Raw genomic sequence first — 13,860 nt, 5'->3', positions numbered from 1 at the left:
CGACATGTCGGGGCTCTACAGAAGTGGGGTGCGTTTAAGGATCGTTCCCAGGGAGTGGTGGGCTGGCAAATACAGTCGGCTGCCGCTTCGTTAAATTGGCTGGTGAAAATCTAAAATCGGGATGCTGCACTTTAAACGTTCTGTATTAATTAATGCGCCGGTGGGAGCCGTCTGGAATTTCCACGAAAGACCGGACATTCTAAAAATTCTCACCCCACCCTGGCAGCCGGTGCAAATCGTGCGCCGCGAGGGGGGGCTTGAGGTGGGGGCGATTTCGGAATTTCGCCTGTGGTTGGGGCCATTTCCCGTGCGCTGGGTGGCGCGTCACACCGCCTGCGAAAAAAACCGGCTGTTTGCTGACGAACAGGTGGAAGGGCCAATGGCCAGCTGGACGCACCGGCATTTATTTGCTGAGGAAAATGGCAGCACGAAGCTGACGGATGCCATCGATTTTGCCTTACCCGGTGGGTGGCTGGTTGAGCTTTTTCTCAGCATGTGGGTGCTGTCGCGTCTGGAGGAGATGTTTCGCTACCGGCACGAGGTCACGAAACGGGAGTGCGAGCGAGATTAATCAGTGCTGGGGACGGGTTTGCCGGTGGATATCGCCTGTCCGATATCTACCGGCGACCTGTCATCCCATTAGAGTGAGCCCAACCTTTTCCTTGCAAGCGTCAGCAAGACAGAACACTACGCTGTTGGCAAGGATCTCCATCGTATCCCGACTGATGGAAGGCTCAGAAAACATGAAATTAAAAACCATTTTTCCCCGAAAGGTTGTGACAGCCGCACCGAGAATACCCCCAAACGCAGCCTGCGCTGGAACGTAGCTGATTTCTTCCAGTTCAAATGGCCCGTAAGCGGTGGGTATATTTACGCGACCCACGTTAGTCACAAACACCGTTCCAGGCACTTCATTAGGGCGGGCGAGAACAGACTCGGTAATTTTCCTCGACATCAACAGGGAGCTGAATATATCGCCTCGTTCTAAACCCGCTTCAAGCTGCTGTCTCACATCCCGCGCTAATTCCCAGAAGGATGTATTCGCTCTCAGGGAGCAAAATGAATTCAGAGATGAAGCCAGTATCCCCATGTTTTCATCGCTGACTGCTGGGTTCAAACGTCTCCGCACATCTGCAGCAGACCGGCAGAACACGCGCACATCTCTTGTTTTACCGCCACTGATTCTTCTCGCTGCTGCGAACATCAGCGCGGCGCACAAAGCTGCTTGTACCGTTGTCTTTTCCTGCCTGCAAATCTTGACGATCTGTTGCGTTAACTCTTCGTCTAGCCGTCTTGTCACCCACCCGCACCGGCGCAACTCGGTGGGAACACACTTCTCGAAACCCAACGTTTCTGGCCGGTGCAACAGCAGCTGGAACTTAAGCCGCAATAACAGCAGCACACCCTTCACCGCACCTCTGAGCCCCCTCACCGATTCCGGAAATAGCTCCTCCAGTTTTGGAAGTGGGGATAAGCTGGCGACTTGAGTGATTTGTTGACCGCAGGCAAGTCTCTGGCAGTAGCTCAATATTTCTGAGTGCAGTCGGATGCTTGATAACCCGTCTGTTATGGCGTGATGCACTGCTGTAATTAGATAACTGGTGCTGCTCTCACTCTCCAAACGAACAAGTGCGGCTCGCACCAGACATTGGCTACTGTCAATTTTAACATTCAGCTCTTCCAAAACGATTTCTTCCCACTGTTCCTTGTGCCCCTCGCTCACAACACGCAGCGGAATCTTTTGCGTCCCTTCAGTTTCAAAGCGGAGACTGTCCAGCGACCCGACAATACGACAATTAAGACGCTGGTGACGGCACTGGACAAGGTTGAGTGCCTGCCTGACAACTTCTTCAGTCAGTGGTCCCTTGACGCGGCTAATCGTTACCACATTGAAAGAGCCAGCCTGGCGATTTAAGATTTCCATAGCTTGCTCGATGGGGACGAGCTCTCTGTTATTAATCACCACTCCCTCCGAGATTCCATAATTCCTTACAATATCACAGTTCTGGGAAATCAGACTGGGCAGGTAGCTGGCCGAGCCGCTCCAGCTTGGACCTGGCACCGTTGCGGCTAGCGGGGCCAATTTCCCTTGCCGGCGCTGCGAAACTACAGCCCAAATGCCCGTGGGGGCTGGAAGCGCGCACTGCAGAAACGGGTTTGCCGGTGGATTTGAGATTGGCTGCCGGTGCCGGTATGGCATCTTGATGACATCTTGTGAGAGAATCTTTAAAGCTGCCGCCGTATAATTGGTAGCCAGTGATTAGGAGAACGACAAAAATGCCAGCATCTAAACTGCCTGACGGTCCCCAGACTCTACCGTTGCTGCAGACGCTCAAGTGGATGGCCAAGCCCCTGGAATATATGGAAGACTGCGCCCAACGCTACGGTGATATCTTCACCCTGCGGATTGGCCCAACTTTTATTCCTCAAGTATTCATTAGCAACCCCCAGCTGATTCAGGAGATTTTTACCGCCGATCCAAAACAGCTAGACTCTGGTGAGCCCGCCGGTGTTAGCTCGCCTTTGCTAGGGCGGCAATCACTGCTGTCGCTCGACGGAGAACCCCACCAGCGCCAGCGAAAGCTACTGACACCTCCCTTGCATGGGGAGCGGATGCGGGCCTACGGACAGCTGATTGGCGACATCACTCTAGCAGTGACTGGCGGATGGAAGATTGGCGAACCCTTTTCAGTCCTTCCGTCCATGCAAGCAATCTCCTTCCGAGTGATTTTGAAAGCTGTATTTGGTCTAGAGGACGGGCAGCGTTACGAAAAGATAGAGCAACTCCTGATTGCCATCCTCAATCCAAAAAACCCTTTGTTGATTGCATTCACGCTGTTTTTACCATCACTGCGACGAGATTTAGGCCCTTGGAGTCCGTGGGGAAAGTTCCTGCGCTTGCGGCAGCAACTTGACGAACTCATCTACGCCGAAATTCAGGAGCGCCGGGAGAAACCAGATCCCTCTCGCACTGATATCCTGTCTTTGATGATGGCTGCTCGCGATGATGCGGGAGAGCCGATGACAGATGTGGAATTGCGCGATGAGTTGCTCACCCTTTTGGTGGCGGGTCACGAGACTACCGCGACTTCTTTGGCATGGGCTTTCTACTGGATTCACCGCCTGCCGCAGGTGTGTGAGAAACTGGTGCGAGAGCTGAATACTCTCGGCGAAAACCCCGATCCGAACGCCATTTTCCGACTGCCCTATTTGAATGCTGTCTGCTGTGAAACGCTGCGCATTTACCCCGTGGCAATGCTGGGAGTAAATCGACTGGTAAAATCACCGCTACAGGTTGCGGGCTACCAGTTAGAGCCTGGGACTCTGGTGGTTCCCTGCATTTATCTCACCCATCATCGCTCAGATTTATATCCAGAGCCGAAACAATTTAAGCCAGAGCGGTTTCTAGAGCGTCAATTTTCTCCGTATGAGTATTTGCCTTTTGGAGGCGGCAACCGCCGCTGTATTGGCATGGCCTTTGCCCTGTTTGAGATGAAACTGGTGCTAGCCACAGTGCTGTCTCGCACTCAAATGGAACTGGCAGATAGCAAGCCGGTGCAGCCGGTGCGCCGGCGCTTCCTGTTGGGACCGGCAGATGGTGTCCCGATGGTGGTGACGGGGATGCGCTCTCAAAATGAGCGAATCCTCCAAACTAGCTCTAGTTCAGCTTGAAACCTGGGATTCATTAGTTCTCAAAACCGGCTTGCCGGTGGATATCGCCTGCTCTATAATATCAGCTGCGCGAGAAACCCCGCCGGCTCGCCGAATCGCTTCTTGCAGCCGCTCGGCATTCTTTTTATAAGACTCTTCCCCCAGCACCCGCTCTATCGCAGTTCGCAGCTTGGGGGGGCTCAACTTAGCAGGGGGCACAAACTCCCCAGATCCTGTCCACGCGATCCGCGCTGCCACTCCCGGCTGGTCACTGGCAATCGGAATTGCCACCATCGGCACCCCATTGCTGAGAGATTCCAGAGTCGTATTCAACCCCGCATGCGTAATCGTGAGCCGGGCTTTTTGCAGCAGTTCCAATTGCGGCGCATACCCAACAACCAGGGGATTTCCAGACAATCCTTGCAGGGATTCTGGGCTGCCGGCACCCCCGAGAGAAATCACCAGCTGAGCGTCTAATCCCTGACAGGCCTGCGCCACACACTTAAAAATCTCCTGTTTGCTCCCCAGTACGCTTCCCATCGAAGCGTAAATCAGCGGTTGCCCGGTCAACTTTTCAAACGGGAAAGATACCGGTTCCCGACCGGCTGGGTTGTGGTAAGGGCCGGTGAAATGGAAGCACTCCGGCAAATGCTGCCTCGGGAATTCAAACTCCGCCGGCTGCTGACTCAACTGTGCCACTTTGGAAAAGATTTGGCTGGAGTCAGAATAGGGGGGCAACTTCCACTGCTGGCGATACTCGTTCACAAACTGCACAATAGGTTGCGTGAAGCGATTGAGCAACCCGTAACAGGCTCGGTTGCCCAGACGCGCCCACCAGACTGGATTGTAACTCCAAGATGTGAAAAACGGCGGAACGCTGTCCTCTTGATTCACCATCAGGGCGCTGCACACAGTAATAAAGGGAATTCCCAGGAAGTCTGCAACAGTCCCGCCCTCAAATGCCGTTTGGTCTATTAGCAATGCCCCCACACCGGCTGTTTTGAGCGCTTTTGGGGCGTCGCGAAATAGCACAGAACCAATCTGCTTCGCCAGACTGCTACTGTACCGAAAGGCAGCCAACCCGCTCTGTTTCCCTAGCTTAGCCAGCGATTCTCTCATAAACCCCGCAGGACACTCAGACTCTCCAATCGCCCAGAATTCCAATCCCGCTGCTTCTGTCTTGGCGCGAGCATCGAGCATTCCGAATAGGGTGACGCGATGACCGCGCAGTTTCAGCTCCCGCCCCAAGGCGGTCATCGGGTTGAGGTGGCCAGTTGCTGCGGGACAGAGGATGCCAAAATGAGTCATGGGAAACTCCAGAAATAAAGAAAAGTTTGACAGATAGTGAATTTTTTAGGATTTTAACCCAAGTGGGTACTTAAGGAGGCAGAGCCTCCAAAGCGGCGTTCCCAGGCAGAGCCTTGGAACGAGGGTAGCGAGGGGAAATTCGCACACCGGCGCTCCTCTCCCCCACAAAATTGTGCTGCAAAAGGCCGGTTACAGTAACTGTAACGGCGGAGCGTTCGCATCCTTTGAAGTGCGATGGTATAGAAAAGCACACTCTTAAGTCTTCATTAAGTCTGTTGGGACACCGGCTCGCCGCAGCTAGCATAGAGCTAACCGCCACCGGTCGCCCACTGGACACCTGAAAATTCTGGAGGTAAATACCTATGCCAACTGCAGCACGCGACCGCTCCACATTAGGGGGCCTATATGTCCAATCCCCATCGGGCCAGAAACTGGTTTTCCCCCTGAAACATACCGAAGTGCTGGCCAAAATTGCCGGCAACCTGTCCCGGTGCGAAGTGCGGCAAACCTTTGAAAATCCCTTTACCGACCCCTTAGAAGCCGTCTATATCTTCCCGCTGCCGGATGAAGCCGCAGTGGATGACATGGAAATCAAAATCGGCGACCGCATTATCAAAGGCAGCATCAAAAAACGCGAAGAAGCCAAACAAATCTACGAACAAGCCAAACGAGAGGGGCGCACCGCCGGCCTGCTCGAACAAGAGCGCGATAATATATTCACACAGTCGCTCGCCAACATCAAGCCCGGAGAGCAAATCGACGCTATCATCCGCTACACCGACAGCCTGAAATTTGAAGGCGGAGATTACGAATTCGTCTTCCCAATGGTAGTGGGCCCGCGCTATATCCCCGGTACGCAAATTGACAGCACCGGCGATACAGACCAAGTGCCCGACGCCTCCCGCATCAGTCCGCCGGTTGTGCCGCCAGGAACTCGCTCTCGCCACGATATTGGCGTCACCGTGGAAATCGATGCCGGCGTGCCGGTTTCTGATGTCCGCTCAACTTCCCACCAGATTCGCATTGAGCACGAAGGCTCAATCGTGCGCGTGCGACTCGGCGGAGAAGACACAATTCCTAACAAAGATTTAATTCTGCGCTATCGGGTAGCCGGTGACAAAACCCAAGCCACTGTGCTAACCGAAGCTGGTGAGCGAGGCGGTCATTTCGCCCTTTATCTCATCCCTGCTTTGGAATACCGCAGCAATGAGATTGTCCCCAAAGATGTCGTCTTCCTGATGGATACCTCCAGCTCCCAAGCTGGCGATCCGCTGCGGAAATCCCAAGAACTGATGCGCCGGTTCATCAGCGGGCTGAATTCAGACGACACCTTTACTATTATAGACTTTGCCAGTACAGCACGGCAACTCTCCGCCAGCCCCTTGCCGAATACAGAGGCAAACCGCACCCTGGCAATTGACTGCATCAATAACCTGCAAGCCAATGGCGGCACCGAATTGCTCAATGGCATTCGCGCCGTGCTGAATTTCCCACCGGCACCGGCAGGGCGACTGCGGAGTGTTGTGCTGATCACAGATGGCTACATTGGCAACGACAGTGAAATACTTGCTGAAGTGCAGCAGCACCTGAAAGAAGGCAATCGCCTCTACAGTTTTGGCACCGGCAGTTCCGTCAACCGCTTCTTGCTCAATCGCATCGCAGAAATCGGGCGGGGGACCTGCCAAGTCGTCCGCCAAGACGAACCGGCGGAGGGAGTCGCCGAGAAATTCTTCCGCCAGATTAACAATCCCGTGCTGGCGAACATTAAAATCAGCTGGAAAGGCAAAGGAAAAGCGCCGGTGATTTACCCCCCCACGCCGCCAGACTTGTTTGCCGAACAGCCGCTGGTTTTGTTTGGGCGCAAACAAGACCGCACTGCCGGCACTCTTCGCATCACCGGCACCGCCGCCGGTGGGAAGCTCTACGAGAATACTTTCAGCCTCAATTTTGAGGGAGCCGGCAATCCCGCCATCGCCCAACTTTGGGGACGCCAGCGGATTAAAGACTTGATGAATCAAATGTTTGCCGGCGAAAAGAAATCTCTGGTAGAGGCGGTAACAGATACGGCTTTGACTTATCAGTTACTGTCGCAATACACGGCATTTGTGGCTGTCAGCGAAGAAGTGCGCGTCGATCCGGAAGGCGAGCGCGTCTCAGTGCAAGTGCCGGTGGAAATGCCCGAAGGCGTCAGCTATGAGGGGATTTTTGGTGACGCGCCGGCAAACCAGCCGGTTTTTCGCTCAGCTATGGCAGCGCAACCAATGATGCTAGGTCGTGGGATGCCAGCACCTGCGCCGCAAGCGTACCAAGATGAAGAGGAAGATTTGCCAGAAATGGGGATCGTGTTTGAGGCTGCTGATGCGCCGGAATTCTTGCAGCGGCGGCGACCGGCCAAGTCCCAAGCAAAAAGTGCCGCGCCCGGTGGCGGTTTGATAGAACGCGCCCGGGGGCTGTTTTTCCGCAGCCCTTCCGAGGAAGAAAGCGAGCCGGCACCGGCAGCCAATCCCCACCTGGAAGTGGTCAGCATCACCGGCTTGGATGAAGCGATAGCGGCTTTATTAACACAATACCTGCAAAATGTCAAGCTACCTGCCGGTTTTAGCGGTGAAATTGTCTTGGAGCTGCCGGTGCAAAATGGTCGCGTGGGGCGGATTGTTTTGGATGACGAACTCTCGACGCTAGACACGCCAGCGGTACTCGATCCGATTAAGCGAGCCCTGCTCAGCTGGAAAGTGCCTTCGGGTGCTGCCGGCACGGTGCGCATCACCTTGCGGATTAACCCGTAGCCGGCAGGGGGGACTCTATTTTCGTTCCCAGGCACCGCCTGGGAACGAGGGAAAACTTTATTTTTTCTCCCCCTCAGGCGAGAGGGCGTAGCGCAGGCGTCTCGCCTGCGCGCACCGGCAAGTTGTAGGGTGCGGGCTCAAGCTTCGCCACCGGCTTCAATCACCGGCTTCCGCAGGCAGAGATAAGCCAGGGGGCCAAAAAGAGGAATCAGCGAAACTGTCCAGAAAAGTGCGGTATTTTTGATACCCCGTCTCGCCATATCATCTCCCAGCAGGGCAGGAAAAAGCGCAGACAGCATGCAGAAATCCAAGCTAATGACGTGGATAAACCGGCTCGTTTGCCACTGCCTGATAAAATCGCCCCAGTCGCCGTTTGCCAATCCGTAAGCAACCAAACCTGCCGCGCCTAAAGTCAGGAAGATGCCGGTGATGCGGGAATCTAAAACCTTGAGGAAAGCGTTTTTTTGCCCGGGAAATTGTGGGTTGGGCTGGCGCAGCGCCAAATAGGGGAGCAGGGCAAAAGCACCCACCGCGAACGACGCCGCCGCAAATGGCCAAGCTGGCAGCTTCTGCCCCCTGCCATCAATAAACAGCACGCAGCTGTAAATGATTGGCCAGACGCCCATGATATTGAACAGGGCGACGATTATAGGGTTGATGCCTTGCCAGCTGCCGGTGGAGAGATTTTGAATTAGCGCCCAAGTATCAGGCCGGTCGCGTGGTGCGAGGAGAAAGGCATAGGAGACAAACCCAACCCAAAGCAGCCCAAATCCAATTTTTCTGACCATGTTAAGAATTTTAGATTTTAGATTTTAGATTTTAGATTTTAAATTTTAGATGAGTTAGGAATCCTAAATCCAGAATCTAAAATATAAAATCGGGGTTAACTCAGGGCGTCCGAGAGATAATCTGCTGCGGCTTCCACCATTGCGATAGCATTTTCATAGACCATGCGGGTGGGGCCCAAGACACCGACACTGCCCACCGGCACGGAACCCCGGCGGTAGCTAGCAGAAATCAGGGTGCAGGTGCGGATCGGTTCGAGGGGATTTTCCGCGCCAATCCGCACATTCACCCGCTTGCCGGCGGTTTCGGAGACCTTGGTTGCGGAAATCAGTGGCCACAACTGGTCTTGCTCCTCTTCCAGCAGCTGAATCAGGGTCTGGACTTGGTTGAGTTCGGAAAATTCCGGCTGTCGCAGCACTTCCGCCACACCGCTAATCAGAATGCGGCTAGTAGCAGGCGTCTGGCGGCGGGTCAAATCGGCGAGCAGCGCTCTCAAGAAATCGGCATAGCGCTGAAATTGCCGGTCGAGTTCGCTCAAGTCCAGCTGGGACAGTTCCGCCAGGGGGCGCTCGCGCAGCTGGCTGTTCAAAAAGTTGGACAGGATCTGCAGTTCGCGCTCCACCAGTTCTGGTTCGGGTGGCGAGCTGTCTGCCGGTGTGGTGAGTTCCATCAAAACGGACTGGGTTTCGTAGGAATCTGTGACCGCAACCAGCATCACCCGTCCGCGATCGAGCAAAACCAGCTGCAGGTGGCGCAGGCGACTGGTGGTGGTTTGAGGCATGGTGATCAGGGTAATGTAGCCGCTGAGGGTGGAGAGGAGCTGGGCCGCCCCCCGCAGCAAGGCTTCCAAACTGGTTTCTTCCCAGTGGAGCCGGTCGCGCAGCACATTTTCCAGGTTGCGTGTCAGCACCTCGGAAGGCGCGAGCAGGTGGTCAACGTAAACGCGGTAGCCAGAGTCGGAGGGCACCCGACCGGCAGAGGTGTGGGGTTGATAGAGCAATCCTGCTTTTTCTAAATAGCTCAAGCAAGAGCGAATGGTGGCTGGGCTGACACTGAGGTTGTACTCCTCGACCAGAGCTTTTGAGCCTACCGGCTCCGCAGTCGCAATATAGTGCCGCACCGTTGCCCACAGGATATGCTGCTGTCGGTTCGTGAGAGTTACTTGCACAGACATTGGCGCAGACGCTGAATTTAATAGAGGTTTAAAACACTTACAATCTTTGATTCAAATGATAGTAAAAAAAACCCGCTCCAGCTAGCTGCCGGGCGGCATATCGCTCCCTTGGAGGCCGGCAGCGCGATATTACAGGGGGGTGTAGCCGGTGGGGGAGAGGCGGATGGGGTGAGGGGGTTGGGGCGAGTCAGGAATCTTTCCCCAGTCCCCACTTCCCAGTCCCCAGTCTTTTTTTCGCGGGTGAGGGGGAGATTTGTGAAGCCCATATTTCTGCTTTCCTGCAATAGATATAGAGGGAAACCTAGAGGGGTTCAGCAAGCGCTTTCACTTGCTATCGCCGGCGGCGCATTATAGCAAGATACCAGATATTGCAGTTTCGCACGGAATTGATTTCTACTGCGGTAGCAAAAGCAACCAACTGCTGCCAGCTTAACAAACGTTAAGTTTTCTGCTCCTAAATAATCGCTTTAAAATCGCACACTTTGCGCTCTCGCGACCCGGAAGGTTCGTGAGTTTATGAAGCCCACTCTCGCAAAGGTTAAAGGGAGGATAAGAGGAGGGACAGTCAGATGTAGCTATGCAAATTATCTGCTTTTATTCAGTAGCGGGGGACTGACGGATCGGCCAGGATGGAGTAAGCATCGATTCCCCCCACCACATTTCTAACATTGGTGAAGCCCTGATAGAGCAACCACTGGCACATCTGGGCGGAGCGGACGCCGTGGTGGCACAGGACAATGGTTTCGGCGTGCGGGTCGAAGCGGGCCGTAATTTGGCCTGACCATTCGCCAAATTGACTCAGGGGCAGGTTTTCAAAGCCCTGGAGGTGAGCGAGGGCAACTTCGTCGGGCTCCCGCACGTCCAGCAGCTGCAGGGTGCCGGTGGGCTCTGAGCCAAGCCGGCTGGCCAGTTCCTCAACGCTAATCTGGGGGATGGACTGACTGGAAAATTGAGCGGTCATCAGGTTCACGGGTCAATCAAAGACTGTGAGAACCAGTTTAGAGTCAATCCCCACCGGCACGCTAGCTATTTCTTATCAGCATGGGGCAGCGGCTTGGGGGGGCAGCGGCTTGGGGGGGCATGGGGCATGGGATATGGGGCATGGGGCATTGAGCACAGCAGTCAATCCCCAATCCCAAATCCGGGCATCCCGGCATCCCGGCATCCGGGCATCCAAAATCTCTCCCCAGGGGAACCCACCCAAAGAGCTAGACCGTTCGGTGTATTTACTACTATCGGGATGCTCCCCGGCGCAGGGCTTAAAACTGTATGATTTACGTTTCCTTAATCTGCCTTTAATTGAGCGGGAATACAAATTAATTATCAAAAATTAACTTAACTTTACAAAGACGAGGAAATTAAAATGCAGCACTCCCACTGGGAAATTTCCCCAGACTTGAGCACCGCTGTTTTGATATGAATTTAAACGCGCAACTATTCAAGCGGGATTGTTCAAAAAATTCTTAATTTCAGCTAACAGGGGAACCTACCTCCACATCTGCCAGGTCTTTCTGTTTAGAAGTGGTGGTGTAGATATCAATCAGGCGTTCCAATTGCTGCACGCGCGGGCGGTTGGTAACGATGGAAGAGAAATCGGGCATTTCTTGCCAGCAGTGCGAGCAGAACCAATACACACCACTGTGACGAGCGTGACGGAGTAACTGACCGGAGCAACAGGGACAAGGATTCATAATTTTTTTAAACCAGCTACTTTTTCAAAGGGGGTTCCCAGCGAGTGGGGGTGCGGCGATAGACAGCGGGAGGATAGGCTTGCCCCTCAAACCCAGTCAACTCAGCAACTGATCTGGGTGGGGGTGATTTTTATCCGAGCCGGCGCTCCTTGGGGACGTAGAACTTATCAGCCTGCGTCAGGAGGAGCACAATCAACAATTGGACTCCCCAAGGTGCCAAGGCAAAGCCCCAAAAGAAACACACGACGGCAGTTAAGGCAGCAAGAGTGAAGGGGATGTCGTGAGAAGACCGTAAATAAACGCAGACGGCAAAGAAAGCGACTGTCAGCAAAATGACGTAGGAAGAGGGCAACATGATCGTTTCCAGGTGGGCTTGCTAGGGGGCGGTACTGAGCTGCTTGTGTTTCTGAGCTGCTTGTGTTTCCAGACTAGCTCTCAAGTGTGAAGAACTCGTGAAGACGCAAAACTTTTTTTCTAACTCATACTTGAGGAGTGCACCGGGCATTCCTTGGCCCTCAGAGGGCCGGATGCAGGGTGTGGCCCATGTCAAATTAGGCGCTCGGTGAGTCAGGGGCACCGCACCGGCAAGGGGCACTCCTACCGGCTGCCGGCGCTCAAGGTGGGCCACCGGCTCGGTGAGAGAGCCCCCCCTATTTTCTTGAAGGGCAGGGGGTCGGGCTCTCTCACGCCAGGGCGCAGGGCGCAGGGCATACGCCATCGGGCATACGCCATCGGACATCGGGCATCGGGCATAGGCCATCGGGCATAGGGCCAAAATTCCTTCCCTTTCCCTGGCAGGGGCGGGTCGATAAATAGCGAGCGTCCCGCCCGATGCAAATCTGCCGAACTGAATGCGATAATGATTTCAGCAGGGGGCAGGAGAAGACTATTTTTGGCCAGCTGAATCCCGGCAACGGGATTGAAAAACGGGATTGAAAAAAGGAGGAGCCGCCGCCTTAGCCCTGCCCCTGGGAGCACTTAATTAGAGGGATGGAGTATTCCTCAATGCCATAAATAGCCTCTGGGGAATATTCCGGAGGGGGCTGTATGGTTTTGGCCACTTCCAGGGCTTGGCGGTATCGCTCCAAGGCGCGGGCGTATTCCCCCGCTTCCGCATCCTTTTGAGCCATCGCCCTCAACGCCCGGATTTTCACCTCCTTTGACTGGAGAGCGCTGGCGAACTTCAGAGCTTCAGTGGGTTTGCCGGCGGCGACATATTCTTCAGCAATTTTCAGCAAAGCCGGCTGTTTCCAAGATTCATTCTTAATCGAGTTAGCGAGTTCCACAGCCAAGTCAAACCTGCCGGCGGCAGCGTATTCACCGGCAAGCGGCGACAGCAGATCGTCGTGCGCTGCAAAAGTTTTAGCCAGCCGCACAGCCCGGTCGAACTCCCGCAGGGCCACATACCTGCTCGCTATGGCAGCTCTCGCTGCGACTCGGTGAATTTCATCCTTAATCCTATTCGTTTCGCCCACCAGTTTATCGAGTTGGGCCACTGTGGCGTACTTCCCTATCCCAGCCAGCGCCGTACCTTTGTAATAGTCATCCTTAATACTATTAGCCAGGCGCACCGCAGCGTCGAACTGACCGCTCCGGGCGTACTCACCGGCTATCTGCGCCAGCGCCAGAGATTTGCTGTTTTCATCCTTAATCGTTCCAGCGAGTTGCGCGGCTCTGTCAAATTGACCGGCGGCGGCGTACTCGGTGGCAATTTCTGCCAGCGCTGCTGGGGCTTGCAGATCTCCAAGGGTTTTCGCCAGCTGCACAGCGCGAGAAAAAGTCCGCTCCGCTTGCTGCCGGTTGCCGGCGGCAGCATACTGGCGGGCGACTCTAGCCACTAACTCGGCTTTATATCTCTCCTCGTACTTAATGCGCTCAACCAGCTGCAGGGCTTTGTCGTACTGACCGGCTGCTGATAGCAAACCGGCGATTTCAATCAGCGTCTCCTGCTGAGAGTACATCAGCGAGTCATCCAGTTTTTCAGTCAGCTCGATGGCTTTCTCGAACTCTCCCGCTTTTGCGTAAGCGAGCGCGATTTCCGCCCACTGACGGGACTCATTGCTGACTGTATCGTAGGTGTTAAACGCCTGATGGGGGTATACGCCCAGGGGTGGGACGCGAAGGTAGCAGGAGAGGGGAATGCCTCTGAGTTTAGGCTCACGTTGAGCGGTTTGTGCGATTTGCGCCTGCGCCGGCTCCTTTGGCAGAAGTGGCTTGGCTTGTTGAGCGGCGCGGTCGCAGCCGGTGAGCAGAACGATTCCTAGCAAGCCGGTGGCGAAAGAGGTTAATAATTTTATCATACTTCTGATAGGTCAACGAAAAATATAGCGTTTCTCAGTGGGATGAACTGCGGCCCAGAAACCCGGTTTCTTAAAGAAACCGGGTTTCTCAGTCTCTCACTAATATGAGAGAGGCTACAATATTATACCGACTGGATAGCCATAGGATTTTCCCCTGGGGCTGA

At 54.5% G+C, this 13,860-nt stretch carries 14 protein-coding genes; 4 read left to right on the top strand and 10 right to left on the bottom strand.

Translation table 11 applies throughout. The features are described 5' to 3' along the window. Positions 1 to 121: 121 nt before the first annotated feature. Positions 122 to 571, top strand: coding sequence for an SRPBCC family protein (locus OSC10802_RS0123075; RefSeq protein ID WP_017719140.1), 450 nt, complete (start codon positions 122 to 124; stop codon positions 569 to 571). A gap of 60 nt (positions 572 to 631) precedes the next feature. On the opposite strand, the gene OSC10802_RS0123070 is transcribed toward OSC10802_RS0123075, so the two are convergent. Then, positions 632 to 1,963 (bottom strand): phthiocerol/phthiodiolone dimycocerosyl transferase family protein, encoded by a 1,332-nt coding sequence (locus tag OSC10802_RS0123070; protein WP_155968243.1) that lies wholly within the window; start codon positions 1,961 to 1,963, stop codon positions 632 to 634. An 86-nt stretch (positions 1,964 to 2,049) separates the two neighbouring features. Between OSC10802_RS0123070 and OSC10802_RS50740 the strand changes: the two genes are divergently transcribed. Both OSC10802_RS50740 and OSC10802_RS0123065 read left to right on the top strand, forming a co-directional pair. Further along, positions 2,050 to 2,205 (top strand): hypothetical protein, encoded by a 156-nt coding sequence (locus tag OSC10802_RS50740; RefSeq protein WP_155968241.1) that lies wholly within the window; start codon positions 2,050 to 2,052, stop codon positions 2,203 to 2,205. A gap of 72 nt (positions 2,206 to 2,277) precedes the next feature. Further along, complete coding sequence (locus OSC10802_RS0123065) at positions 2,278 to 3,672, top strand: cytochrome P450 (RefSeq protein WP_017719138.1); 1,395 nt, start codon at positions 2,278 to 2,280, stop codon at positions 3,670 to 3,672. On the opposite strand, the gene OSC10802_RS0123060 is transcribed toward OSC10802_RS0123065, so the two are convergent. After that, the gene (locus tag OSC10802_RS0123060) at positions 3,664 to 4,959 is read right to left on the bottom strand and encodes a glycosyltransferase (RefSeq protein ID WP_017719137.1); all 1,296 of its coding nucleotides are present in this window, start codon (positions 4,957 to 4,959) and stop codon (positions 3,664 to 3,666) included. The genes OSC10802_RS0123065 and OSC10802_RS0123060 overlap by 9 nt on opposite strands. Positions 4,960 to 5,321: 362 nt before the next feature. Here OSC10802_RS0123060 and OSC10802_RS0123055 point away from each other — a divergent pair, with 362 nt between their 5' ends. Further along, entirely contained in the window at positions 5,322 to 7,745 is a 2,424-nt protein-coding gene (locus OSC10802_RS0123055) for a VIT domain-containing protein (RefSeq protein ID WP_017719136.1), read from the top strand. A gap of 137 nt (positions 7,746 to 7,882) precedes the next feature. Here the strand turns inward: OSC10802_RS0123055 and OSC10802_RS0123050 are convergent, their stop codons facing one another. The 8 genes from OSC10802_RS0123050 to OSC10802_RS0123010 form a co-directional block, all read right to left on the bottom strand. After that, a complete protein-coding gene (locus tag OSC10802_RS0123050) occupies positions 7,883 to 8,533 on the bottom strand; it encodes a hypothetical protein (RefSeq protein WP_017719135.1) in 651 nt (216 codons plus the stop codon). A 95-nt stretch (positions 8,534 to 8,628) separates the two neighbouring features. Next, positions 8,629 to 9,705, bottom strand: coding sequence for a heat-inducible transcriptional repressor HrcA (hrcA, locus tag OSC10802_RS0123045; protein WP_017719134.1), 1,077 nt, complete (start codon positions 9,703 to 9,705; stop codon positions 8,629 to 8,631). A 129-nt stretch (positions 9,706 to 9,834) separates the two neighbouring features. Then, positions 9,835 to 10,023, bottom strand: a complete 189-nt coding sequence (locus OSC10802_RS50735; RefSeq protein WP_155968240.1) for a hypothetical protein — start codon at positions 10,021 to 10,023, stop codon at positions 9,835 to 9,837. A 280-nt stretch (positions 10,024 to 10,303) separates the two neighbouring features. Next, entirely contained in the window at positions 10,304 to 10,666 is a 363-nt protein-coding gene (locus OSC10802_RS0123040; RefSeq protein WP_017719132.1) for a rhodanese-like domain-containing protein, read from the bottom strand. A gap of 508 nt (positions 10,667 to 11,174) precedes the next feature. Continuing rightward, entirely contained in the window at positions 11,175 to 11,306 is a 132-nt protein-coding gene (locus OSC10802_RS55795) for a hypothetical protein (RefSeq protein WP_017719130.1), read from the bottom strand. Between the two features lie 220 nt (positions 11,307 to 11,526). Further along, entirely contained in the window at positions 11,527 to 11,751 is a 225-nt protein-coding gene (locus OSC10802_RS0123025; RefSeq protein WP_017719129.1) for a hypothetical protein, read from the bottom strand. A gap of 21 nt (positions 11,752 to 11,772) precedes the next feature. Beyond that, positions 11,773 to 12,156 (bottom strand): hypothetical protein, encoded by a 384-nt coding sequence (locus OSC10802_RS50730; protein ID WP_198525170.1) that lies wholly within the window; start codon positions 12,154 to 12,156, stop codon positions 11,773 to 11,775. A 196-nt stretch (positions 12,157 to 12,352) separates the two neighbouring features. Further along, entirely contained in the window at positions 12,353 to 13,696 is a 1,344-nt protein-coding gene (locus OSC10802_RS0123010; protein ID WP_017719126.1) for a tetratricopeptide repeat protein, read from the bottom strand. Positions 13,697 to 13,860: the final 164 nt, after the last annotated feature.

The sequence above is a fragment of the Kamptonema formosum PCC 10802 genome (genome assembly GCF_000332335.1).
Taxonomy (GTDB): Bacteria; Cyanobacteriota; Cyanobacteriia; order Cyanobacteriales; family Oscillatoriaceae; genus Oscillatoria.
Note: the sequence above shows the minus strand (reverse complement) of the source record. Positions and strands in the feature narration are given on the sequence as shown.

Bases quoted from the DNA above. Each gene is read 5' to 3' on its own strand.
- OSC10802_RS0123075 (WP_017719140.1), top strand. From the start codon at position 122: ATGCTGCACTTTAAACGTTCTGTATTAATTAATGCGCCGGTGGGAGCC.
- OSC10802_RS0123065 (WP_017719138.1), top strand. From the start codon at position 2,278: ATGCCAGCATCTAAACTGCCTGACGGTCCCCAGACTCTACCGTTGCTG.
- OSC10802_RS0123060 (WP_017719137.1), bottom strand. From the start codon at position 4,959: ATGACTCATTTTGGCATCCTCTGTCCCGCAGCAACTGGCCACCTCAAC.
- OSC10802_RS0123055 (WP_017719136.1), top strand. From the start codon at position 5,322: ATGCCAACTGCAGCACGCGACCGCTCCACATTAGGGGGCCTATATGTC.
- OSC10802_RS0123050 (WP_017719135.1), bottom strand. From the start codon at position 8,533: ATGGTCAGAAAAATTGGATTTGGGCTGCTTTGGGTTGGGTTTGTCTCC.
- hrcA (WP_017719134.1), bottom strand. From the start codon at position 9,705: ATGTCTGTGCAAGTAACTCTCACGAACCGACAGCAGCATATCCTGTGG.
- OSC10802_RS0123040 (WP_017719132.1), bottom strand. From the start codon at position 10,666: ATGACCGCTCAATTTTCCAGTCAGTCCATCCCCCAGATTAGCGTTGAG.
- OSC10802_RS55795 (WP_017719130.1), bottom strand. From the start codon at position 11,306: ATGCCCGATTTCTCTTCCATCGTTACCAACCGCCCGCGCGTGCAGCAA.
- OSC10802_RS0123025 (WP_017719129.1), bottom strand. From the start codon at position 11,751: ATGTTGCCCTCTTCCTACGTCATTTTGCTGACAGTCGCTTTCTTTGCC.
- OSC10802_RS50730 (WP_198525170.1), bottom strand. From the start codon at position 12,156: ATGGCCTATGCCCGATGCCCGATGTCCGATGGCGTATGCCCGATGGCG.
- OSC10802_RS0123010 (WP_017719126.1), bottom strand. From the start codon at position 13,696: ATGATAAAATTATTAACCTCTTTCGCCACCGGCTTGCTAGGAATCGTT.